This window comes from Corynebacterium sp. ACRQJ (genome assembly GCF_022346045.1).
GTDB lineage: Bacteria > Actinomycetota > Actinomycetes > Mycobacteriales > Mycobacteriaceae > Corynebacterium > Corynebacterium evansiae.
In genome coordinates this window covers 1-22,163 of record NZ_JAKRMT010000006.1, presented here as the reverse complement: position 1 = coordinate 22,163, position 22,163 = coordinate 1, and the positions used below count along the sequence as shown (strand labels likewise).

Genomic DNA, 22,163 nt, shown 5'->3' with positions numbered 1-22,163 from the left:
ATTCGTCTCCTAGATTGCCCAGCGATCAGGAGAACTCACCGCGTAGTCCACGCCGATGGCCTCGAAGTGCTTCATCGCTGCCGTGATCTTCGCATTCTCGCTTGGGCGACGCTTCGAAGGATCTTGGCTGGACTTCGTCTCACGAACCAAATACAAGTGCTCGACCCCATCCTCGACCTTGATGATCGCCCAGTCCGGGTTATAGTCCCCGATCGGAGTGGGGATGCGGAACTTGTCGGGCAGCTTCATGAACAGTTTGATGTCCTCACGCCCATCCAAGTATTGGGCGAACTGTTTCTCCACCGCCGAGTCGAAGACCACATAATCGAAGTCGGTCTTCTCCTTATTGGTCACCTTGTAGAGCTGGTCGATAAACCGGTCCTTCTCCTCCAGCCCATCAGCCTGTAGCTCACGTAGCTCGTAGATGCTGCCACCGATCGGCTCATACTGGATCCCTTCGATGAGGGTGTGAGCAAGCTCGGTTTCGATACACCCGGTGACCATCTTGATGTAGTCATTCGGGTTCGTCAGGAACTCACCTACACGCTCCGAACCCAGCAGAATGTCGATGATTGTTTTACGGGTCAGCGAGGTGGATTCCTGGAGCTGCAAGATAATGTCAGGCAGCGGGTAGGACTCTTTGAGTACCTCGTCACGGGACCCAAGAACCGAACCTTTCGGCCCACCTCGGGTGAGCTCCAGCCCTGTGCGTGTAACCTGGATACGGATCGGCTGAATCTCTGGTGCTTCCTTGATTCTTGCCGCACATCGTCGAACCAGGTCAGCACGATCTAGGCTCACCCGGTAGGTGGTGCGCGATGTGATCTTCTCCCAGAACTCCTCAAACTCAGGCGTGGCATACACCTGTTTGTTCAGCGAGCGAACCACACGCTTACGCTTCGGCTTGACTAGCACTTCGATCTTGCACCGTTCAACCAGATCAATGACTTCTTGCTCGTAGTCGGCGTACTGTTCAGGTAGCCCGACCGTAAAACCGCGTTGTTCTGGCACCCACGTGCCCAAGACCTCACCGGCATCGTTGATGTAACCGCGCTCGTGCAAGGACTCCCAGATTTCAGCGGAGCGGCGCGTGCCAAGGCGGGATTCCTTACCGTCCTCAACGATCGGAAGCTCAGCGAACTCAGTCTTACGCACGTAACCAACGGCAACACCAGCACGCTTGTACTCGTCCTGCAGTGCAGCGGCGAACGCCCCATACGACTCATTCGCCACGACCGTCAACTGTGCGGTACCGGCGTCCTTGACGCGTTCACCATCCTGGTTAACCGGCAGGCGCAAACCGCGCCCGATCGTCTGACGGCGTTCAGTATCGGTGGACATGTCGCGCAGGGTGCAGATTTGGAACACGTTCGGGTTATCCCAACCTTCACGTAGCGCTGAGTGGGAAAAGATGAACCGCACCGGCTCATCCATGCTCAGCAACCGAGCCTTGTCCTTCATGATCAGCTCATAGGCGTCATCATCAGCCTTTGTCTTGCCCGAGGAGTCCTTGAACGTCATCTGCGCAGCCTTGCCCTTGCCCCGCTTCATCTGAGCAAAATAGCCCGACCTTGCCTCGACCGGATCGGCGGGCAAAAACACATGAGAGGCAGAGCTCTTCGCCCGCTCCTCCTGATAGATAGCATCAAACCAGGTTGCGAAATCACCGTTGGCGTCCAGGTTATTGATGCCCTCACCCAGGTAGGAGGCGACTTTGTCGATGAAGAACAGCGACAACACCTTGATTCCCTGGGGGTGCACTTGTTCTTCTTTACGGATGTGTTCGCGCACGGTCTCGCGGATCATCGCCTGGAAGACAGCGGTTTGGTTACCACCAATCTCTTCCCCTACGCGCAGATAGCCGTAGTTGGTTAGCTCAATCTGCTCAGGCATCACGCTGATCTCGTTGATCCGCCAATTTCCCTCATACGCCGGGTTACCGCCAGAGAGCCGCTCCAGGTCAGCGCCCTGAGTCGCGGTAACCTTCCGCTTTGCGTACGAGCCATCCTTCTTACGATAAATCAACTCCAGGTCAGCTTTTAAGGTCGGGTCACGCTTGACCTCAAGCAGCTTCACATACGGTTTAGCCGCGCTCCCGAGCTCTTGCGCATCCGAAACAACGATCTTCTTCACCAGCTCCAGCCGATGCGCATCCAACGGATCCAACCGGTACACGATGTTGCGGGTCGTGCGGTGCGTGGCAGAGTACCGCAACGTACACATCGGGTTCAGGTCAGCCACAGCAGACTGTGCGAGTAGCGACTCCATGTTCTGCGGCTCGTCCATAATCACAATCGGCCGGGTCGCCTGCAAATAATCCAACGGACGCAGTCCTGAAAGTTTATCGCGCTGTTGGTGAATGATGCGGGTGTTCTTATCACCACGGATCGAGTCAATCGTCATCACCATGAACTGCAAGGACGTAGCCGTAGCAAAATCACGCACGTCCTCAGCCCGGTCACCGGAGTAGACGGTGTAGTCCATGTTGATCTGCGGGTACAGGTGGCGGAAGTGCTCCCGCATCAACTGGATGCTGTTCTTCACGCCCTCACGGATCGCCACCGACGGCACCAAAATGATGTACTTGTTGAACTTGTATTTCGTGGCTAGCTCAAAGGCCGTGCGCAGATAGACATACGTCTTACCCGTACCGGTCTCCATCTCGATATCGAACTGCAAACCATCAACCAAGCCATCGTTGATCTCCAGGCCGTTCCGGTCCTGAACACTCTGCAGGTTCTCCAAAACCGTGTCTTCATCGAGGACAAGGTCGTTACCATACGCACCGATCTCTTCGAAGATGTCTAAAGCTTCCTGACCACCGACATCTGGTAAATCGAGCGTCTGCTGTGGCGGAAGGTACTGCAGGCTGGTGAGAAGCTGGTCTGCGTCAGCTGGTTGCCCATCGAACAGGTCAGTGACGGCCTCGATCGCACTGGTTTGGTACGGCTGGCGCGAGTCAAACTGGAATTTCATAGAACTCGAACCCTCCTACGCCGTCCACAGATCAACGTTGCGCGTGCGGCACTCCTGCACCAGATTCGTCTTCAACTCATCATTGCCCTGGAACGCATCCTCCAGAACCACCAGACGCTCCGGCTCCTCACCGACGAGAGCGCGCAGCTGATCCAGTGTCGGCTGGGTGTGTTCATCCAAATAAGCCAGCACCAGTCCATCAGCCACACTAAACACGCTTAAGCCCGCGACCTCAACAGTTTCGATTTTCTCCGTCAACGAGAACCCCAGCTTCAACAACACCTCAGTTAAGAGCGCTTCGGGTCGTGCAAGATCATCAGCAGAGTCGGCCAACTCAGCAAACAAACCGACGAGCTCGTCTTCAGAGAGTCCAGAGTCCGCCCTCCACTTCGTAAAGTTAGTGTCCACAAGCTTGTACGCCCGGAAACCAACATCAAGGGAATCTGCGCGACCATCAAGCTTGGCAGCTTCGTCCTCAAGGATCTTCTCTCCCGCTCGGCGGATGCGCTCACGGGAAATATCAGCGATCGTTTCAAACCCAGCTTCTCGCGCAGCAGAACCCTCAGGAGTAGGCTCCGGTAACTGCACAGAAATACACCTCCGGTTACCACCATCTTCAGCATTCAACTTCATCACTGCATGTGCCGTAGTTCCTGAGCCAGCGAAAAAATCGAGCACGGTGTCATTGGTTTTTGTGATGGAGCGAAGTATGGTGTCAGCGAAAGCAATGGGTTTCGGATTATCAAACGGGATTCCCATTTCCTCAAGTAAACTGGTATCAGATCCACCGAACGGGATGATTGAAGTTAAATTTTCATCTTCATTCTCATCAAGGAAGTACTTTCGCGTCGGCTGGGTTGTTTCATCTTTGCCAAACACGATAAGCCCCTGGTTCATAAGCTGTGCCATTGTCTCAGGCGGATTACGCCACCCCTTCGAAGGAACAGGGCATTCTCGATTCGTTATTGGGTGAATTAGCGGCAAGAAGTAACGATCTGGAGCTTTTGTCGAGTTAGGCCATGCCATAGAAACGGCTCGAAAAATTCTCCCTTGGTCGTCAATCTGAGAATACGCGGCCTCGCCACCAGTGAGAATAGTAGCGTGTTTTGCCCAGTACTGATATTCCTTTTTGGCCTCCTCAGTGACACCTCCATGTTTCTTGATTATTTTTCGAGCTGTCGATTTCATAAGCCCAACATTAACTTTGCGAATTCTCAGCGAGTTATCCTCCGCAAAAAGTAAAGCATTTCTGGCAAACAGCACCACATATTCGTGCTGTTGTGAAACCTTCTTTGAATCACCTTTAGGGTTGCGTTTGTCCCATACGATTGTTCCTAATATATTGTTATCACCAAAAACTTCATTACACATCAATACAAGAGAATGAATCTCATGTTCATCTATGTGGATTGCTATGACGCCGTCCTCAGTAAGCAGATTCCTCGCGAGCTTGAGACGCGGATACATCATGTTTAGCCAGTTGGAGTGGAAACGGCCAGCTGATTCTGGGTTCGTAGACAGTTTCCCGGCTTCATCGGTCTGTCCTGTGAGTTCAAGGTACGACCCAATCGAGTCGGAGTAATTGTCGCTGTAGACGAAATCCTTACCCGTGTTGTATGGCGGGTCGATGTAAATCATCTTGATCTGACCGTAGTAGTGCTTCTGCTGAACCTTCAGCACTTCAAGGTTGTCGCCCTCGATGAACACGTTCTGGGTGGTGTCCCAATCTACGGAGTTCTCTTTGTCGGGCATCAGTGTTGCCGTCGTCGGTGTTTGCGCTGCTCGGATGGCTTGTGCCTTGCCAGGCCATGTCAGACCGAATCTTTCACGGGCGTCATCAACATCGACTCCGAGGATGGTTTTAAGCTTCTCGATGTCAACTTTTCCGTCCGCCACGAGTTCCGGGAACAGTTGAGCGAGTTTGTTCGCCGCCTCTGTCGTGAAATCGGGTGTTTTGCCTGGGACTTGATTGATCGTGTCTGACATGAATTGCTCCGTTGCTTAGAAGGTTGAAGTCTGGGGGGCGCTATGCGTGCTTATGGTTTTCACCGCTTGGATCGCTGTGCGATGTAGCTAGGGCGATTTGTTCCAAGTTGCAATCGAGTGCTTGGCAGATGCGGGCGAGGACGTCGGTGATGACGTTGCCGTCTTTGCAGAGTTTAGCAATGGTGGTTGGTGATAGACCTGTGGAGGGGCGTAGATCTTCGCGGGTCATGTCGCGGTCGATAAGGAGTTTCCATAGTGGTTTGAAGGTGATGATCAAGGCTGGCCGTTTCCTACATCGGTTTGGTCGGTTTCTAGGTTCCAGGTGAAGCCGTAGAGAGCTCCGGTGCCGTAGGCCTTGGTGGCGTCGAAGGAGAAGAACACCTGCTTGGGCTCATTCGCGCCGCTGGTAAGCGTGCTGCTGTTGGCGTAGATGGTGAGCAGCTCGCGGACGGGCGCGAAGGCGACGGGTTTTGGTGCGCTGCTTGCCAAACTGATGATCAAGTACGGCGTTGGTGTGCAGACCAGGCAGACGGTCCAGATCGTCGAGATCGACGAGGACTACTTCGAGTAGCTGGCGGTAATGCCCCTTGGCTTACTCCAGGGAACCCGCACACCCGTATCCCGGATTCAGCTCAGCGGCCTGCAAGATGCTTGGCTGTTAGAATCCCGACAAACACCACCACCACCCACCCACGCAAAAGGAGCTGCTGCAGCCGATGAAGGGCAACGTCGTCGATATCTACAAAGCCTTCGACGGGACGGACAAGAAGCTTGTTATTCCCGTTTACCAGCGCAACTACGACTGGACCACGAAGCAGTGCGAGAAGCTCTTAGACGACATCGAGGACATGATTGAGTCCAGTCGTCCCAAGCACTTCTTCGGTGCCGTTGTGGGTAACCCGGAGGACTCTTTCACCTGGGTTGTTATCGACGGCCAGCAGCGTATGACCACCGTGAGCCTACTGATGTTGGCGCTCGTTCACGCCATCGAAGCCGGCGACATTGAGGCAGGCGACAAGGACCTCGCAGGTCAGCTCATGCGCAACTACCTGGAGTTCAACGAGGGCAGCGGGCAGAAATTCAAGCTCAAACCGGTGAAGGATGATCGCGACTCCTATGCGAAGCTCTTCGGCCCGGAGGAGCATTTCAACGAGAAATCCAAGATCACCTCGAACTACCGCTACTTCCGTGACCGGCTTCGTAAAGCGCCGTTCGATGCGAAGACCCTATGGGATGACGGGATCTCCAACCTCGAGGTTATGCTTCTTGACCTGGAAAAGCAGGACAACCCGCAGCGTATCTTCGAGTCTCTCAACTCCACCGGCCTGGCTTTGAAGGAATCGGACAAGATCCGAAACTTTATCCTCATGGACCTCTCGCAGCGCGAGCAGAACGAGGTCTACGAGAAGTATTGGAACGAGATGGAAAAGAACGTGGACTATGCCACGGACGAATTTATCCGCTGGTTCCTCGTCGCCCAGACATCGAAGACCCCTAACCGGGCGGATGTGTACGAGGCCTTCAAGAACTTCGCGAAGAAGAGTGACCAAAGTCCGCGGAAGCTCGCTGAAGAGCTGCATGACTTTTCCGTGTATGCGCGGGAGCTGGCGACTGTATCCACAGGAAATAAGAAAATCGATCGCCGGCTGCGCTGTGCCAATCTTGTTTTCGGCGGAGTTTCCAAGCCGCTGCTGTGGCTGACATTCCGTGACTTCAAAAACGGTGTGATCGATGCGAGCGACTTTGAGTCCATCATCGCTATCGTCGAAAGCTATATCTTCCGCCGAGCGGTCGTCAACATTGGTACTAATGCGTTGAATAAGATCTTCGCTAGCGCCTACGGGGATATTAAGAAGCTGCGTAAGAACGAGGAGCCATATAGCGAAATCCTGGCGTACGTCCTGCTCAACCGCCAAGGCGGGGGACGGTTCCCAAGCGATAGCGAATTCAGGGAAGGCTTCCAGACTAGGAACTTCTACGCTATGAACAAGTACCGTGGCTACTTCTTCGACGTCCTCGAGCAGGGCTCCTCGAAGGACGTGCGAGACATCGCTGGCGGCATCTCATCGAATGACCTCACCATCGAACACATCATGCCGCAGACTCTCACCAAGCAATGGCGTGAAGATCTCGGTCCGCACTATGAAGAGATCCACTCCGTTTGGGTTAACCGCATCGCTAACCTCACGATCACGGGCTATAACTCGGAGTACTCTAACCGTTCCTTCCAAGCGAAGCTCACGATGGGGGATGGGTTCGAGCAGTCGCCTTATCAGCTCAATAGCTACATCAAGGCTCAAGAGCGCTGGGGCGTCGAACAGCTGGAGGAACGGAGCAAGCTACTGGCCGACCGTGCTCTGGAGCTCTGGCCGTACCCATCGACGAACTTCGAACCAGAGAGGGAAGTCATCCCTTTTGAGCCGATGGGGACAGACCGTAGCTTCGTTGGACGCACGATTGTTGCGGTCGAAATCGAAGGTACAAAGAGCGCAGTACGAACCTGGGGCGACATGCTTGAAACGGTTCTGCGCATGCTACTTGAGCAGAACCGCGAGGGCGCACTCAGCATGGCGGAGAATAACGCACACCTAGAGACGCACAACGTTCGGTCGCTGACCGATGAGGACCAATGATGGCGAATAATCGACCCAGCGCTGGCAGTCTTCACCGCGACTTCCACGACTGCGAAGATCGCGCTGCTGCGCAAGGTGTGCCAGGCCATTGGTTACGACCCTGACGAGATCTTGTTCTACATGCGACCTGAAGAGGCGAAGGGTGGGTCCGCTGAAGTTGATAGCGCGGTCGACAGCTCTCCATATGCGGATCTGGTGGCACTGCGTCCGCTCATCGATGAATTGGCTGGGACGAGCCTGTCGCAGTCCGAAATGTCCGACCAGATCCACAGTCTCGAGCAGGCCGTGGCTCAGCACGAGGTGGAAAACCCGAGCGACCAGATCGGTGGGCGTACGCTGGAGCAGTTCCTGGCCGGAGCCGATAGCAGCAGCATCAGTGAAGAGGAGGCGTTGGCCTGCCTGGTGCTCTACCAAAACGTCGCCACGATGATGGGCAACAAGGTGTGGCACACAGCCATCCTCAACGGCAATATCAGCACGCTGCTCGCCGCGCTCGCTGAATCCAAGGGGAAGTAGCATTCCTCCCAAGGGCTCGTGTACGCACGGGCCTGAGGGCAGGGGAGGGGACGGAGCGGTGGGAGGTGCTTTAGGGCCGTGCCGTGTCACAAAATGCGCGAAAGGCGGCACGCCACGGCCCAAAACCGGGGCAGCAATCGCCGAAGCCCGTCGACCAAGCTTCGTAGAGCCCCAGCCCCTCCCACCAACAGCAAAAGGCCCGGAAGCTACCAACAGCTTCCGGGCCACGCGCTAGATCAGCAACTAGCAGTCGTAGTACATCTCGAACTCCTGCGGCGTCGGGCGCAGGCGAACAGGTGCGATCTCGTTGTCGTACTTGTAGGCGATGTAGGTGTCGATCAGGTCGTCGGTGAACACGCCACCCTCGGTCAGGAACTCGTTGTCCTCCTCCAGAGCCTTCAGGGAAGCCTCCAGGCTGGTCGGAGCCTGCGGAATGTCCTTAGCCTCCTCCGGCGGCAGCTCGTACAGGTCCTTGTCGACCGGAGCGTGCGGCTCGATGCGGTTCTTCACACCATCCAGGCCAGCCAGCATCATCGCAGCGAAGCCGAAGTACGGGTTACCACTCGGGTCCGGGGCGCGGAACTCAATGCGCTTCGCCTTCGCGTTGGAGCCCGTGATCGGAATGCGCACCGCAGCGGAACGGTTACGCTGCGAGTACACCAGGTTAATCGGAGCCTCGAAGCCCGGAACCAGACGGTGGTAAGAGTTCAGCGTCGGGTTCGTGAAGGCCAGCACAGCGCCAGCGTGCTTCAGGATGCCGCCGATGTAGTAGCGGGCAATGTCGGACAGGCCGGCGTAACCGGACTCGTCGTAGAACAGCGGCTCGCCGTCCTTCCACAGGGACTGGTGAGCGTGCATACCCGAACCATTGTCGCCAGCCAGCGGCTTCGGCATGAAGGTCGCGGACTTGCCAGCCTGCCAAGCGGTGTTCTTGATGATGTACTTGAAGGACTGCAGGTCATCCGCAGCGTGCAGCAGAGTGTTGAACTCGTAGTTGATCTCCTGCTGGCCGCCGGTGCCGACCTCGTGGTGTGCGCGCTCCAGTTTGAAGCCAGCGTTCGCGAGGTTGCGAGCCATATCGTCGCGCAGGTCCTGGTAGTGGTCGTACGGTGCGACGGGGAAGTAGCCGCCCTTCAGGCGGGTCTTGTAGCCCAGGTTGGTGGAGCCGTCCGGGTTGACCTCTGCGCCACGGTTCCACCAGCCCTCGACGGAATCCAGCTCGTAGAATGCTCGGTTCGTCTCGGTTTCGTAGCGCACGGAGTCGAAGAGGTAGAACTCTGCCTCCGCGCCGAAGAAACAGGTATCCGCGATACCGGTGGAGGCCAGATACTGCTCAGCCTTGCGGGCAACGTTACGCGGGTCGCGGGAGAACGGCTCGCGGGTAAACGGGTCGTGAACGAAGAACTTCACGTTCAGGGTCTTGGCCTTGCGGAACGGATCGATCTTGGCGGTCGCCAGGTCCGGCAGCAGGTTCATATCCGACTCTTCGATGGTGGTAAAGCCACGGATAGACGAGCCGTCGAAAGCCAGGCCCTCCTCCATAGCGTCCTCATCGAATTCCGAAGCTGGGATGCTGAAGTGCTGCTCGATACCGGGAACATCGGTGAAGCGAACGTCTACGAACTCGACGTCGTTGTCCTTGATGTACTTGGCAACTTCTTCTGCAGTCTTGAATGACACTGTATTTCTTCCGTTCCTTGCAGTTGGAATCTCAAACTGTTGCGACAATATATAAAAGCAACACAATCGATCCTACGCATACTGGGCGACGATTCAGGTAAAAATTTACAAAATTGTGCCACAAACTAACAGCCAGCTAGGCTCTAGACCATCATGAGTGAATCGCGTAGCTGGCTTGAAGGCCCCCTTGTACCAGGCGAAAAAGAAGACCTCGCCGAACTCAGCCCGTACCCCGGCGCCCGCTTAGGACTGCCCAAAGAAGGCCCGGGCTCACTGTCCCCCTTGTTCCCCCGGCTGGGTGCACTACTAATCGACTGGTTGGCCTGTTACGGCCTGGCCTGGTTCGTTACTTCCACTACGGACGTGCTGGGTGATTCCGCCACTGCCGCGATGATCTTCTTCATCATCTGGCGCGTTCTGACCGTCTGGCTGTTCGCCCAGTCCCCGGGGCACGCCATCGTGGGCATCGGCGTGGGGCGCATCGACAAGCCAGACGAGCGCGTAGGCCTGTGGCGTTCGGTTGTCCGCACGCTGCTGACGGTCTTCCTCTTCCCCCCAATTATTCAAGACACGGACGGCCGCGGAATGCACGATCGCGCCACCGGCACGGCCGTCATCCGCAGCCGCTAAGCGTTATTTCTTGCCGCGCTGTGCCGCACGGCGGGCGCGGCGGTTCATGCCGGACATCTTCGCGCCCTTCGGCATCGGACCCTTCGGCATGTTGTTGCTCGGGTTGCTTAGTCGCGAGATCGACTCGACCTTGGAGTTAAGGGCGTCCACCTCATTCTTCTTGACGTTACGTGGCAGGCGCATCAGGTGGTTCTGCAGCTTCTTCACCGGCACCTGGCCCTCGCCGTCGCCGACGATTACGTCGTAGATCGGGGTCTTGCCTACAATACGCGCAAGCTTTTTGCGCTCCTGCGCCATCATCGGCTTCAGGCGGTGCGGTGCACCCTCGCCGACCAGCACAATGCCGGGGGTGCCTACCACGCGGTGCACTGCGTCCATGTGGGTGTTGGACGCCACGCCGTTCTCCGTAATCCACTTCATGCCCACACCGTCACGCATGTTGGACAAAGCCCATGCGGCGGCTCCGGCCTCGCCCTCAATCTGGTCATACACGCCGGACTGTAGGCGGCGGGAGAACACCCACATCGCCGCCATAGCGCCGATGATGATGCCCACGATCAGGTTCAGCCACCACCAGCCGAAAACCAGGCTGAGCAGCAGCAACAGCACAACGGGAATCAGGAAAGCCAGAACCATGAAGGGGATAAGCTTCTTATCCCGGTCCTTCTGCAGCTTAAAGGCTTGCCACAGCTGGGAGCGCGTCTGCTTGCGCTGCTCCTTCTTTGCGGCCTTAGCTGCCTTCTTTTCTTCCTTGACCCTTACGTCCTTTTTATCCTTCGCCATGGATTCAACAATAAGGCATGAATAAAGGCGGGGCGAAAGTGCCCCGCCGTGATGCTCCTGGCCGCGCGGCCTAGCGCTAGCGCAGCCTTGGCGCCAGCGTGCATCATGCCAGCGCACCGTCGCGCTGCTTAAGCGCCGAGCTAGCGGCGCGACGCGGTGACCGGCGTGTCCTCCGAAGCGCCGTAGCGCTCCAGCAGGGTAGAGGCCTCCTGCGACGTGGTGGAATCCAGAGTCTCCTCCAGGTGCTTCAGGTTCTCCGGGATAGCCTCGCCGCGAGCCTGCTTAGCCTGCGCGTACAGGCGGCCAGCGCGGTAAGAGGAACGCACCAACGGGCCGGACATAACAGCCTTGATACCCAGCTCGTAGGCTGCGTCGGAGTGCTCCATGAACTCCTCCGGCTTCACCCAACGCTCGATCGGGTGGTGCATGGAGGACGGGCGGAGGTACTGGGTAATCGTCAGAATGTCGGTGCCAGCGTCCGCCAGGTCCTTAATGGCAGCGCGGACCTCCTCCTTTTCCTCGCCCATGCCCAGAATCAGGTTGGACTTCGTCACCAGGCCGTAATCGTGCGCCGCCTGAATGACCTCCAGGGAACGGTCGTACTTAAAGGCCGGGCGGATGCGCTTAAAGATGCGCGGAACCGTCTCCAGGTTATGGGCAAACACCTCCGGCTGAGAGTCAAAGACGACCTTCAGCAGCTCCGGGCGGTTGGAAAAATCGGGCGTCAGATTCTCCACACCCGTGTTCGGGTTCAGCTCGTGAATCTTCTTCACAACCTCGGCGTACAGCCACGCGCCCTCATCATCCAGGTCGTCGCGCGTCACACCGGTGATGGTGGCGTAGCGCAGCCCCATCTCGCGGACATTCTCCGCCACGCGGCGCGGCTCGTCCATATCCAGCGGGGACGGGCGGCCGGACTTAATCTGGCAGAAGTCGCAACGGCGGGAACACGTATCGCCGCCGATGAGGAACGTCGCCTCGCGGTCCTCCCAGCACTCGTTGATGTTCGGGCAGCCAGCCTCCTGGCACACGGTGTGCAGGCCAGCGCCCTTCACGCGATTCTTAATATCCCGATACTCCGGGCCGACCTTCGCGGTCGTGCGGATCCATCGAGGCTTCGACTCGATGGGGGTTTCGGCATTCTTCGCCTCGATGCGGAGCATCCGGCGTCCATCTGCGGTCACACTCATGCCGACTAGCCTACGCTGGGTGCCGCATAGGAATCCACCTCGGGTTTTTCCCTAGGAATGCACCTAAGAATGCACCGGCAAGTCGCCGTTCAAAGCGTCAACGAGGTTGCGGGAGAGGGACGAGTAGGCGTCAGAAACACTAACATCGCGCCCCAGCTCCTCGGTGAGCGTCGTGACACCCGCATCCGCCAGCCCACAAGGCACAATGTGGTCGTAATAATCCATGGTGTTGTCGCAGTTCAGGGACACTCCGTGCATGGTCACGCCGCGCGTCACGCGAATGCCGATCGCGGCGATCTTACGTGCGGGCTTAAGCTCGTTATTAATGACGCCCGCAGGCAGCCACACGCCCGAACGCCCCTCTACGCGGCCGGTGCCGTGCAAGCCAAGATCTTCACAAGTCTGGATCAGCGCCTGCTCCAGGCGGCGGACATAATCGACCACGTCGACCGGGTCGGCCAGCTTGATGATGGGGTATGCGACCAGCTGGCCGGGCCCATGCCAGGTGATGCGGCCTCCGCGGTCGACGTCGACTACTGGCAGGCCGTTGGTAGGGCGGTCGGAATCCTCGGTGCGCTTGCCGGCAGTGTACGTCGGCGGGTGCTGGAGTAGGAGGATGGTGTCCGGGATTTTCTCTTCGGCGCGCTGGGCGGCGAGGTCCGCCTGGAGGTGCCAAGTGTCCTCGTAGTCCACGGTGCCCAGGTCGCGAATGTCGATGTCCCGGATTTTTGCCTTGCGGATGCTGCCTTGCTGGAATCCCATGGTGACGATGATACTCCAGTGGTTCTGTGGTGCTGCTGGGTGCTGCCGGGTGCCAGATGGTGGTGCTGATGCTGGCGCCCCGGTGCCAGATGGTGGTGCTGGGCGCTGTTCCGCAGCCTCCGGGCGCTACCGCCGCTGAGGTTGAAGTTTCTGATGGTGCTGGATGTGTCAGGTGGTGACGTTGATACTGGTGCCTCCGGCGGCTGGCGCGCGCCAAATACCCTCGAATGTCGCTGAATCGGGAATTAGTCAAAACTGAAGCCGGAATCAGCTTTGGCGAAACTCTCTGACCTGCATTTTTGTGCAGATGCAACTCATTGTCTTTAACGTCTTCTCGATCTAGCGACATTTGAGGGACTGGGAGGCTGCTCGAGAGGGATTTTTGAGGTGAGAGGGCGGCTTGGAGACGGGTATTGGGTTTGAGGCTGGTGGAATGGAAGCCTCCGGGGGGGGGATATCCGGAGCCGCTGCCCGGGGATAATATCCGGAGCTCCTGCCTGGGGCTACTGCACCCAACAACACAGAACGCCGACCCCGCGGGAAGCGGGGCCGGCGTTTCGCCTGGTCAGCTGCGCTAAAGCCGAAGCTAGAACCTAACCTAGAGCTCCAGGTCCTCGGTGAAGTCCGAGTTCTCCAGGCGGTCACGCAGGGTGGACATGAAGCGGCCTGCGTCGGCGCCGTCGATGACCTGGTGATCGTAGGTCATCGGCAGGAAGACCATCTGGCGGATGGCGATAGCCTCGCCCTCGTCCTCACTCAGCACCACCGGGCGCTTCACGATGGCGCCGGTGCCGATCATGGCAGCCTGCGGCGGAACCAGAATCGGGGTGTCGGTCAGCGCGCCCTCGGAACCGATGTTGGTGATGGTGAAAGTGCCGCCGGACAGGTCGTTCGGCTTCAGCTTCTTGTTGCGCGCGCGGTCAGCAATGTCGACGATGGCCTTGGCCAGCTCCGGCAGGGACATGTCCTGCGCATTGTGGATGACCGGGCTCAGCAGGCCAGCCTCCGTGTCGACAGCAATGCCCAGGTTGACCTGCTCGTGGTAGGTCATCTCCTTGGTCTTCGCGTTGTAGGAAGCGTTGACGTTCGGGTGGGAGATCAGAGCCTCGACCGCTGCCTTTGCGAAGAACGGCAGGTAGGTCAGGTTCACACCGTGCTTGTCGGCGAAGGCCTGCTTGTTGGCCTTGCGCAGTTCGGCAACGCGAGTCATATCGACCTCGTGGACCTGCGTCAGCTGAGCTGCAGCGTGCAGGGAATCCAGGGTGGTCTTCGCGGTGATCTCGCGGATGCGGTTGACCTTCTTGACGGTGCCGCGCAGCTCCTGCTTGGCCGGGTCCACCTTGTAGGAAGATGCGCGCGGGCCAGCCGGGGAAGCGGACTTCGCGGAGGAGCCGGAAGCGGAGGTGCCTTCTGCTGCGGCCAGGATGTCCTGCTTACGGATACGGCCGCCGACGCCGGTTCCCTCGACGCTCGACAGATCGACGCCATGCTTATCAGCCAGCTTGCGTACCAGCGGAGTGACGTAGGGGAGGTTGCCCTCGGCAGGCTTCGACTGCTTTGCAGCCGGCTTGGAGGACTTGGAGTCAGACTTGGACTCGGACTTTGCCTCAGTCTTGGCCTCGGCCTTCTCCTCGGCCTGCTTAGCCTCAGCCTTCTTCTCTTCTGCCTTCGGCTCGGCCTTGTCCTCGGACTTCTCAGACTTCTCGGCCTTGTCCTCGGAGGCGGACTCGTCGGACTTGGAGGAACCGGAGTCGGAGGAATCAGAGGAGCTGGACTTGGCGGCGTTCTCGTCGCCGATGCGGGCGATGACCTCGCCGACGTCGACCGTGTCGTCCTCGTTGGCCAGGATCTCCACCAGGGTGCCGGCGACTGGGGAAGGAATCTCTGTATCGACCTTGTCGGTGGAGACCTCCAGCAGAGGCTCGTCGACCTCAACCTTGTCGCCGACGCTCTTCAGCCACTGGGTGATGGTGCCCTCGGTGACGGACTCGCCCAGCTCCGGCATGGTAACGTCCTCGGCCTCGCCGGAAGCGGAGCCAGAACCAGAGTTGTCAGAGGACTTGGACTCAGAGTCGTCGGAGGAGTCAGACTCGCTGGAGTCAGACTCGGAGGACTCGGAAGAATCGGAGGATTCGTCGGACTCGGACTCGCTGGACTCAGACTTGGAGGAACCGGAGTCGGAGGAACCGGAAGTGGCGGCGCCCTCGTCGCCGATGCGGGCGATGACCGCGCCGACGTCGACCGTGTCGTCCTCGTTAGCCAGGATTTCTACCAGGGTGCCGGCGACCGGGGAGGGGATCTCGGTGTCGACCTTGTCAGTGGAGACCTCCAGCAGTGGCTCGTCGACCTCAACCTTGTCGCCGACGCTCTTCAGCCACTGGGTGATGGTGCCCTCGGTGACGGATTCGCCCAGCTCCGGCATGGTGACGTCCTCGGCCTCGCCGGAACCAGAACCGGAACCGGAGCCAGAGTTGTCAGAGGACTCAGACTCAGAGTCATCGGAGCCGGACTCGGACTCCGCAGAACCGGACTCCTCGGCAGCGTCGCTGGAATCGTCGTCGCTGGAGCTGTCGGCGTCAGAACCAGAAGGCTCTTCGCCCTCCTCACCGATCTCGGCGATGACGGCGCCGACGTCCACAGTGTCGTCTTCCTCAGCGATGATCTTCAGCAGCACACCACTTGCGGGGGAAGGGATCTCCGTATCAACCTTGTCGGTCGATACCTCCAGCAACGGTTCGTCGACGGAGACCTTGTCTCCGACCTTCTTCAGCCACTGAGTAACGGTGCCCTCGGTTACGGACTCGCCCAGTTCGGGCATTTCGACGGAGTACGCCATGGTGTTTGAAGCTCCTCAAGCTAAACGGAAATCAGCTGTGGTTATTTGGTTGAAATACTACATAAGTCTACGCGCCTTGCCGTCGCTCCGCCGAGCGCCCCCTCGCCCTTATCTATTTATGACGCCCCCTCACCGCCTCCGCGCACCTTTGGGGAACCGCCGGGTATGTGAACTAGAATCGGCTAACGTGTTTAATCTTTTCGGCCGGAACAAGAATACTTCCACCCGACCGCCGCGTGCGCCGGGGGAGACCATCCGCCCCAAGGACCTGGCCTACCTGCAGCAGTGGGCCGGAACCCGCAAGGGTGTGGAGGGTTTTGTGGAGCCGGAAACCATCGTCAACGAGATGTCCGTGGTGCTGGTCGACAGCGAGGGGGAGTGGACGCGCCGCCGCATCGGCGGGCCGAAGGGCATCGACAAGGTGGCCCAGTCGGTCGGCATTCCCCTCTATTTCGCGGAGGAGACCGGCTACCCGCAGCGCATGCGGGATCGCATCGAGCGGGATCGGTTGATCAAGAAGCGCCTGGAGCAGCGCGAACGGCGCGCGCAGTTTGAGCAGCGCCGCGCCGAGCAGGGGGAGTAGCGCACCCCGGCCTGCCTAGCCCTTCAGCGCAATATCCTCCAGCGCGGCGATGATCGTGCGCACCGGCGAGCCGGTGGCCCGCTTCGGGGTGTAGCCGTACGCCGCGCCGTCGTTGTAGGCCGGGCCAGCGACGTCGATGTGCACCCACTGCACGCCCTCGGCCACGAAGTTCTTCAGGTAGTGGCCTGCCACGGACATGCCACCCCAGCGGTTGCCGGAGATGTTCTTGATGTCCGCCACGTCCGACTTCAGCGCCTCGCCCAGCTCCGCGGGCAGCGGCATCGGCCAGCCGGCATCGCCCACGCGCTGGGAGATCATCGCCACGCGGTCGCGGAAATCCATGGAGCCCATGATGCCCGGCGTGCGGTCGCCCAGAGCCACCATCTGCGCACCAGTCAAGGTGGCGGTTTCGATTAGGTAGTCCGGGTTGTCCTCGCAGGCGCGGACGATGGCATCGGCCAGCACCAGGCGGCCCTCCGCGTCGGTGTTCAGCACCTCGGTGGTGGTGCCGCCGTAGTGGCGCAGCACGTCGCCGGGGCGGGTGGCCTCCCCGCCGGGCATGTTCTCCGCCAGCGGGACGGTGGCCGTCACCCGCACCGGAATGTTTAGCTCAGCTGCGGCGATCACCGCTGCGACGACGGCCGCGGAGCCACCCATGTCGGAGATCATGTTCCACATCTTCGCCGGCGGCTTCAGGGAAATTCCGCCGGTATCGAAGGTGATGCCCTTGCCGACCAGCGCCACGTGCGGGGAATCCTCGGCGATCTTGTCCGGATTGTAGTCCAGGCGCACCAGGCGCGGCCCGCGCGCAGAGCCCTGGCCCACGCCCAGGATTCCGCCGAAGCCCTGCTCCTCCAAAGCGGCCTCGTCGAGCACCTCCACCGTCACGTCCGTGTGCTGTGCAGCCTCCGCGATAATGCCCGCGTAGCTTTCCGGGTACAGCACGTTCGACGGGGTGTTCACCAGGTCACGTGCCAGCGCCACTGCCCGCACGGTGGCCTGCGCGTGCTCCAGGGTGTCCGCCGGATCCTCGCCGGTCAGCACCTCAATCGACTCGATCGCCGGGGTGTGCTCGGCCGTCTTCAGCCCGCGGTACTCGTAGGCGCCCAGCGCGTGGCCGACCAGCGCGGCCTCCGCACCCAGCAGACCCAGGGCGCTCACCACTCGGGCGCCGCGCGCCTCGCCCTTATCTTGGCCCTCTTGTTGTTCGGGCTTCTTGATGCTTCGGGACGCCACGCCTGCGGCCACGCGGACGTCCTCCGCCGACACCTCATCGGCCGGCCCCATACCGATTGCCAGGATCTTCTCCGGCCCGGTGGATCCAGCGCCGGCCTCGACAAGCCCCTCGGCAGTCTCCGGCTCCACCGTGGATTCCTGCACCTGGGCGGACAGGTTGCCGGTGGAGACGACCTCGCTACGGCGCTCGGCCGAGAGGTTGGGGACTACCGTGACCTCGCCAGCAGTGCCCTTGGCGCCGACGGAAATAAGCAGCTTCCACATTTCCAGCTGCTGCTCGGCCGTGAGGGCGTCAATAGGAGCTCCAGTGAGCTCCAGACCGGCCTCACCTTCGAAGACCGGGATGACCAGCGTGTCGATGACCGACGGGGTGGCGGTGCCGCTGTCCTCGAGAGTGGAATCGGTGTGGACCAGCGACATCTGCGGGACGAAACCGCGGGACGGCAGGCCGGCGATGGGGGAGGAAGAGTTGGTGGCGGTCATAGGGGTATCGACTGCTCCTTTGAAATGGTTGTTTGCTGGTTTCACTCTACCCAGATTCGCCTGCTGGCAGACCGGAGGGAGTGATCCCCCCCGAGAAATTGTTAGCCCCCTCACACTTTTTCGTAGCGGCAGAGTAGTCTGGGACACATGACTACTCCAGAGGCAAACCCCCAGACCCCAAAGGCCCAGCAGAGCTCCCAGGTGGAGTTCACCGTCACCCGCACCGAGAACCCGGTGACCGACGAAAAGATCGCCGAGATTCTCTCTGCACCCGGCTTCGGCAAGTACTTCACCGACCACATGGTCGCCATCGACTGGAACGCCGAGGAGGGCTGGCACAACGCCCGCGTGGAGCCCTACCAGCAGGTCCAGATGGACCCGGCATCCAGCGTGTTCCACTACGGCCAGGCCATCTTCGAAGGTCTGAAGGCATACCGCGGCGAAGGCGGCAAGATCGTCACCTTCCGCCCGGAGCAGAACGCCCGCCGCTTCCAGAACTCCGCCGCCCGCATGGCCATGCCGGAGCTGCCGGAGGAGCTGTTCCTGGAATCCCTGCGCCAGATCGTGGACATCGACCAGCGCTGGGTGCCGCAGGGTCGCGGCGAGGAATCCCTGTACCTGCGCCCGTTCATGATCTCCCGCGAAGTCGGCCTGGGCGTGCACCCGGCCAGCAGCTACACCTACTTCGTGATCGCCTCCCCGGCAGGCGCATACTTCTCCGGCGGCATCAACCCGGTCAGCGTGTGGCTGTCCACCGAATACACTCGCGCTGCCCCCGGTGGCACCGGCGCGGCGAAGTTCGCCGGTAACTATGCGGCCTCCCTGGCAGCGCAGGCCTCCGCGCAGAAGGAAGGCTGCGACCAGGTGGTATGGCTGGACGCAACCGAGCACAAGTACATCGAGGAGATGGGCGGCATGAACCTGGCGTTCGTCTTCGGCAGCGAGGACGGCAGCGAGAACGAGACCGGCGGCGCTGACGCCGAAGGTGTCACGCTGGTCACCCCGGAACTGTCTGGCTCGCTACTGCCGGGCGTTACCCGTCTTTCCCTGCTGGAGCTGGCGCGCGACCTGGGCTACAAGGTAGAGGAGCGCCGCATCTCCACCGACGAGTGGAAGGAAGCCGCGAAGTCCGGCGCCATGACCGAGGCCTTCGCCTGCGGCACCGCAGCCGTCGTCACCCCGGTCGGCACCGTGAAGGACGAGTCCGGCGAATTCCAGGTCAACGGCGGCCAGACCGGTCCGGTGACCATGCGCCTGCGCGAGCAGCTGACGGGCATCCAGAACGGCCGCGTCGCCGACAAGCACGGCTGGCTCTACACGCTGGTGGAGCAGGCAGCCACCGCGTGACGCACCATCGGCAGGGCCAGGACTGCGCCCAGCCCCTGGCCGGTGCCGAGCTGCAAATCCAGCAGCGGCTCTAAGCCCAGCGCATTGAGCGCCGGGAGGGCAGCGGGCTCCGTACCTGCCGAAGCCGCCAGCCACCACGCGGCGGCCCCCGGCGCCAGCATCTGCGCGCACAGTGCCGCCGCGGCGGCGCCTACGCCGTCGAAAATCACAGGCGTGCGGCGCACCGCCGCCTGCGCCAGAATCCCCGCCATCACCACCAGGTCGGCCGAGCCGATCTGCTGCAGCACCCGCGAGGCCACCGCCTTGTCATCGCGCACGCGGAACATCGCATCGCGGATCACCGCCACCTTCGTCTTCCACGCCTCGTCGTCGATGCCGGAACCCCGGCCGATGATTTTCACCGGCTCCACGCTGCACACGCTGCCGATCACCGCAGCGGCCACCGTGGTCAGCCCACGCCCCAGATCACCCAGCAGCAGCACCTGCGTGCCCTTGTCCGCCTCCTGGTCGGCGAAACGCATGCCGCGCTGCAGGTGCCTCTCATAGTCCTCGGGGCTTAAGGCGTCCGCGGTGTCAATGGAACCGGAGGGGGTACCCAACGTGGCGTCAATAATAGAAAGAGAAACCCGTGCCGACCTGCAGGCATCCACAACCGGGGCGGCGGCATCGGCCAAGTTCTGACGCACCTGGGCATTGAAGTCGGCGGGCAGGGCGGAGATCTCCGGGTGCGCCTCGGCCACCCCGTGCTCGCCGGTAACCACAACCATCCGCGCCGCGTTCAAAACGTCGGCGGGGGCGGAACCCTGGCAGGCGGCGATCCAGGTGGCGACCTCTTCCAGCCTGCCCAGCGAGCCAACCGGAATGCCGGCCTTCGTCGGCGCGGTGGTGCGGAGCTGCTCGGCTCGACTGCGCGTGGCCTCGTCCGGCGGGACGATAGACGGGAAGTTCGGGGCGGAGGTCGTAGAAGCCATGGGGTTTAGTCTAAACGCTGTCGCCGATCTGCTTCTGCGGGGCAGGGGTGCGCAGGCGACGGATCATCGTGGCGCGGGTGAACGCATACAGACCCAGGCTGAACTTGCCGTGCGGGTTGTTCGGGAAGCGCTCGTTGACCTCGCGGTTAATGCGGCGGCCGAGCCAAATGCCCTCGCCGATCATGATGAGGAACACGACCATCATCACCAGCGAAGCCAGGTTGGCGATGTTCGGGTTGGACATGCCGAAGATCATGATGACGATGACCAGCAGCGCCAGCGGTAGGAAGAAGTTCATCATGTAGCGGCGGGAATCAATCCAGTCGCGGACGAAGCGCTTCTCCGGGCCCTTGTCGCGATCCATGAGGTAATCCTCGTCGCCGGCCATCATGCGCTGGTTGGCGCGGCGCCGCTCGCGGTTCGCCTCGTCCTTCTTGCGCTGCTTCATGGCCTTGTATTCTTCCTTGGACATGGAGGCCTTGAGCTCCTTGCGCTGCTTGCGCGCCTCGCTCGGGGTGGCGGGGGCGGTGTAGGCGCTGCGGCGCACGCCGTGCTTGCGCTCCTGCTCGTTGCGCTTCGGGGTGGCCTTGCCCTTCTTCGGGGTAAAGGCCTTGGAGTTCTTTTCCTTAGTGACGCCACCGTCTGCGTCGCTGTCTACCTCAGTCGACACATTGGCATCCTGTGGCGAGACCCGATCCTCGGCTGAGTCGGCGACCGTTTCCTGCTTCTTCCATGGCATTTTCACATGTAACAGGCTAGAGCAGGAGGGCAGGGGAACAAAACCAAAAACACTAGCGCGGGAACGCGGAGAAAAATCGTTGGCGCGGGAATAACCCAAGAGGGCAGTGGCGTTGTGGAACAATGAGGCGTAGCTTGTGAGCAAAGCCATTTCAAGAATTCGGTCATTTATTGAGGAGGACCAACATGACTGCTCCAGAGAAGGTCACCGGTGTGGAGCTGACCGAGGCCGCCCAGCAGAAGGCAAGCGCCCTGCTGGCACAGGAAGGCCGCGACGATCTTTCCCTGCGTATCGCAGTGCAGCCGGGCGGTTGCGCTGGCCTGCGCTACCAGCTGTTTTTCGATGATCGTTCCCTGGACGGCGATCTGGTCGACGAGTACGACGGCGTGAACCTGGTCGTGGATCGCATGTCCTCCCCGTACCTGATGGGTGCGAAGATCGACTTCGCGGACACCATCGAGTCTCAGGGCTTCACCATCGACAACCCGAACGCTACCGGTTCCTGCGCTTGTGGCGATTCCTTCAGCTAAGCGGCTCTCGCGGTTCTAGCGGATCGAGCGGAACTGAGCCCTTTTAGTTAGTGACGCCCCCTAGGGATGTGAACTAGCCCCCGAAAGTTGGACTGGTTTAATTCTAGGCGGTTAGGGCTTCAAGGGTCTGATTCCGATATTGCATCGGGGTCAGGCCCTTGAGTCGTTGTTGGATGCGTTCGGTGTTGTACCACCTGATGTACTCGTCGATCGCTTGATTGAACTCTGCGACCGTGTCGAAGACTTCACCGTGGTACATCTCTGTCTTCAAGTGTCCAAAGA

The 22,163-nt window shown here is 60.1% G+C and carries 19 protein-coding genes and 1 pseudogene; 7 read left to right on the top strand and 13 right to left on the bottom strand.

What is annotated here, in order from left to right; all coding sequences use genetic code 11:
* Nucleotides 1-9: 9 nt before the first annotated feature.
* Genes MHX52_RS04815 through MHX52_RS04800 form a run of 4 tightly spaced genes read right to left on the bottom strand, consistent with a single transcriptional unit; the run spans nucleotide 10 to nucleotide 5,463 of the window.
* Entirely contained in the window at nucleotides 10-2,976 is a 2,967-nt protein-coding gene (locus MHX52_RS04815; RefSeq protein ID WP_239316861.1) for a DEAD/DEAH box helicase family protein, read from the bottom strand.
* Between the two features lie 15 nt (nucleotides 2,977-2,991).
* The gene (locus tag MHX52_RS04810; protein ID WP_239316860.1) at nucleotides 2,992-4,962 is read right to left on the bottom strand and encodes a site-specific DNA-methyltransferase; all 1,971 of its coding nucleotides are present in this window, start codon (nucleotides 4,960-4,962) and stop codon (nucleotides 2,992-2,994) included.
* 40 nt (nucleotides 4,963-5,002) lie between these two features.
* Nucleotides 5,003-5,239: a helix-turn-helix transcriptional regulator gene (locus MHX52_RS04805; RefSeq protein WP_239316858.1), complete on the bottom strand. Its 237-nt coding sequence runs from the start codon at nucleotides 5,237-5,239 to the stop codon at nucleotides 5,003-5,005.
* Nucleotides 5,236-5,463, bottom strand: a complete 228-nt coding sequence (locus MHX52_RS04800) for a hypothetical protein (RefSeq protein ID WP_239316966.1) — start codon at nucleotides 5,461-5,463, stop codon at nucleotides 5,236-5,238. The genes MHX52_RS04805 and MHX52_RS04800 overlap by 4 nt, the downstream gene beginning before the upstream one ends.
* Between MHX52_RS04800 and MHX52_RS04795 the strand changes: the two are divergent.
* The 3 genes and pseudogenes from MHX52_RS04795 to MHX52_RS04785 all read left to right on the top strand — a co-directional run.
* A pseudogene (locus MHX52_RS04795) lies at nucleotides 5,435-5,533 on the top strand (restriction endonuclease); the annotation flags it as partial. The gene MHX52_RS04800 and the pseudogene MHX52_RS04795 overlap by 29 nt on opposite strands.
* A 145-nt stretch (nucleotides 5,534-5,678) precedes the next feature.
* Nucleotides 5,679-7,595: a DUF262 domain-containing protein gene (locus MHX52_RS04790; protein WP_239316856.1), complete on the top strand. Its 1,917-nt coding sequence runs from the start codon at nucleotides 5,679-5,681 to the stop codon at nucleotides 7,593-7,595.
* 222 nt (nucleotides 7,596-7,817) lie between these two features.
* On the top strand, nucleotides 7,818-8,111 hold the full coding sequence (locus MHX52_RS04785; protein ID WP_239316854.1) for a hypothetical protein: 294 nt from the start codon (nucleotides 7,818-7,820) through the stop codon (nucleotides 8,109-8,111).
* 243 nt (nucleotides 8,112-8,354) lie between these two features.
* Here MHX52_RS04785 and glnA read toward each other — a convergent pair whose 3' ends face one another.
* Nucleotides 8,355-9,791 (bottom strand): type I glutamate--ammonia ligase, encoded by a 1,437-nt coding sequence (gene glnA, locus MHX52_RS04780; protein ID WP_034986859.1) that lies wholly within the window; start codon nucleotides 9,789-9,791, stop codon nucleotides 8,355-8,357.
* A gap of 153 nt (nucleotides 9,792-9,944) precedes the next feature.
* Here glnA and MHX52_RS04775 point away from each other — a divergent pair, with 153 nt between their 5' ends.
* Nucleotides 9,945-10,421 (top strand): RDD family protein, encoded by a 477-nt coding sequence (locus MHX52_RS04775; RefSeq protein ID WP_011273325.1) that lies wholly within the window; start codon nucleotides 9,945-9,947, stop codon nucleotides 10,419-10,421.
* A gap of 3 nt (nucleotides 10,422-10,424) precedes the next feature.
* Here MHX52_RS04775 and MHX52_RS04770 read toward each other — a convergent pair whose 3' ends face one another.
* The 4 genes from MHX52_RS04770 to sucB all read right to left on the bottom strand — a co-directional run bounded on the left by MHX52_RS04770 (nucleotide 10,425) and on the right by sucB (nucleotide 15,992).
* A complete protein-coding gene (locus tag MHX52_RS04770; protein WP_071056263.1) occupies nucleotides 10,425-11,204 on the bottom strand; it encodes a DUF4191 domain-containing protein in 780 nt (259 codons plus the stop codon).
* Nucleotides 11,205-11,344: 140 nt separating this feature from the next.
* The gene (gene lipA / locus MHX52_RS04765) at nucleotides 11,345-12,394 is read right to left on the bottom strand and encodes a lipoyl synthase (RefSeq protein ID WP_035006119.1); all 1,050 of its coding nucleotides are present in this window, start codon (nucleotides 12,392-12,394) and stop codon (nucleotides 11,345-11,347) included.
* A gap of 63 nt (nucleotides 12,395-12,457) precedes the next feature.
* The gene (gene lipB / locus MHX52_RS04760) at nucleotides 12,458-13,156 is read right to left on the bottom strand and encodes a lipoyl(octanoyl) transferase LipB (RefSeq protein WP_239316852.1); all 699 of its coding nucleotides are present in this window, start codon (nucleotides 13,154-13,156) and stop codon (nucleotides 12,458-12,460) included.
* Between the two features lie 598 nt (nucleotides 13,157-13,754).
* Complete coding sequence (gene sucB / locus MHX52_RS04755) at nucleotides 13,755-15,992, bottom strand: 2-oxoglutarate dehydrogenase, E2 component, dihydrolipoamide succinyltransferase (protein WP_239316850.1); 2,238 nt, start codon at nucleotides 15,990-15,992, stop codon at nucleotides 13,755-13,757.
* Between the two features lie 187 nt (nucleotides 15,993-16,179).
* Here sucB and MHX52_RS04750 point away from each other — a divergent pair, with 187 nt between their 5' ends.
* Nucleotides 16,180-16,575, top strand: coding sequence for an oxidoreductase (locus MHX52_RS04750; RefSeq protein ID WP_070488929.1), 396 nt, complete (start codon nucleotides 16,180-16,182; stop codon nucleotides 16,573-16,575).
* Nucleotides 16,576-16,590: 15 nt separating this feature from the next.
* On the opposite strand, the gene MHX52_RS04745 is transcribed toward MHX52_RS04750, so the two are convergent.
* Nucleotides 16,591-18,294, bottom strand: a complete 1,704-nt coding sequence (locus tag MHX52_RS04745) for a leucyl aminopeptidase (protein WP_035006110.1) — start codon at nucleotides 18,292-18,294, stop codon at nucleotides 16,591-16,593.
* 147 nt (nucleotides 18,295-18,441) lie between these two features.
* On the opposite strand from MHX52_RS04745, the gene MHX52_RS04740 reads away from it, so the two are divergent.
* Nucleotides 18,442-19,641, top strand: coding sequence for a branched-chain amino acid aminotransferase (locus MHX52_RS04740; RefSeq protein ID WP_239316848.1), 1,200 nt, complete (start codon nucleotides 18,442-18,444; stop codon nucleotides 19,639-19,641).
* On the opposite strand, the gene MHX52_RS04735 is transcribed toward MHX52_RS04740, so the two are convergent.
* Together MHX52_RS04735 and MHX52_RS04730 are read right to left on the bottom strand one after the other, a co-directional pair.
* A complete protein-coding gene (locus tag MHX52_RS04735) occupies nucleotides 19,608-20,612 on the bottom strand; it encodes a nicotinate-nucleotide--dimethylbenzimidazole phosphoribosyltransferase (RefSeq protein ID WP_239316846.1) in 1,005 nt (334 codons plus the stop codon). The genes MHX52_RS04740 and MHX52_RS04735 overlap by 34 nt on opposite strands.
* Before the next feature lie 10 nt (nucleotides 20,613-20,622).
* Nucleotides 20,623-21,351 carry a DUF3043 domain-containing protein gene (locus tag MHX52_RS04730; protein ID WP_239316960.1) on the bottom strand — a complete coding sequence of 243 codons (729 nt, stop codon included), beginning with the start codon at nucleotides 21,349-21,351 and terminating at the stop codon, nucleotides 20,623-20,625.
* A gap of 185 nt (nucleotides 21,352-21,536) precedes the next feature.
* Between MHX52_RS04730 and MHX52_RS04725 the strand changes: the two genes are divergently transcribed.
* Nucleotides 21,537-21,881, top strand: a complete 345-nt coding sequence (locus tag MHX52_RS04725; protein WP_239201315.1) for an iron-sulfur cluster assembly accessory protein — start codon at nucleotides 21,537-21,539, stop codon at nucleotides 21,879-21,881.
* A 103-nt stretch (nucleotides 21,882-21,984) separates the two neighbouring features.
* Here MHX52_RS04725 and MHX52_RS04720 read toward each other — a convergent pair.
* On the bottom strand, nucleotides 21,985-22,163 hold a 179-nt coding region (locus MHX52_RS04720), incomplete at its 5' end, for an integrase core domain-containing protein (RefSeq protein ID WP_239316958.1).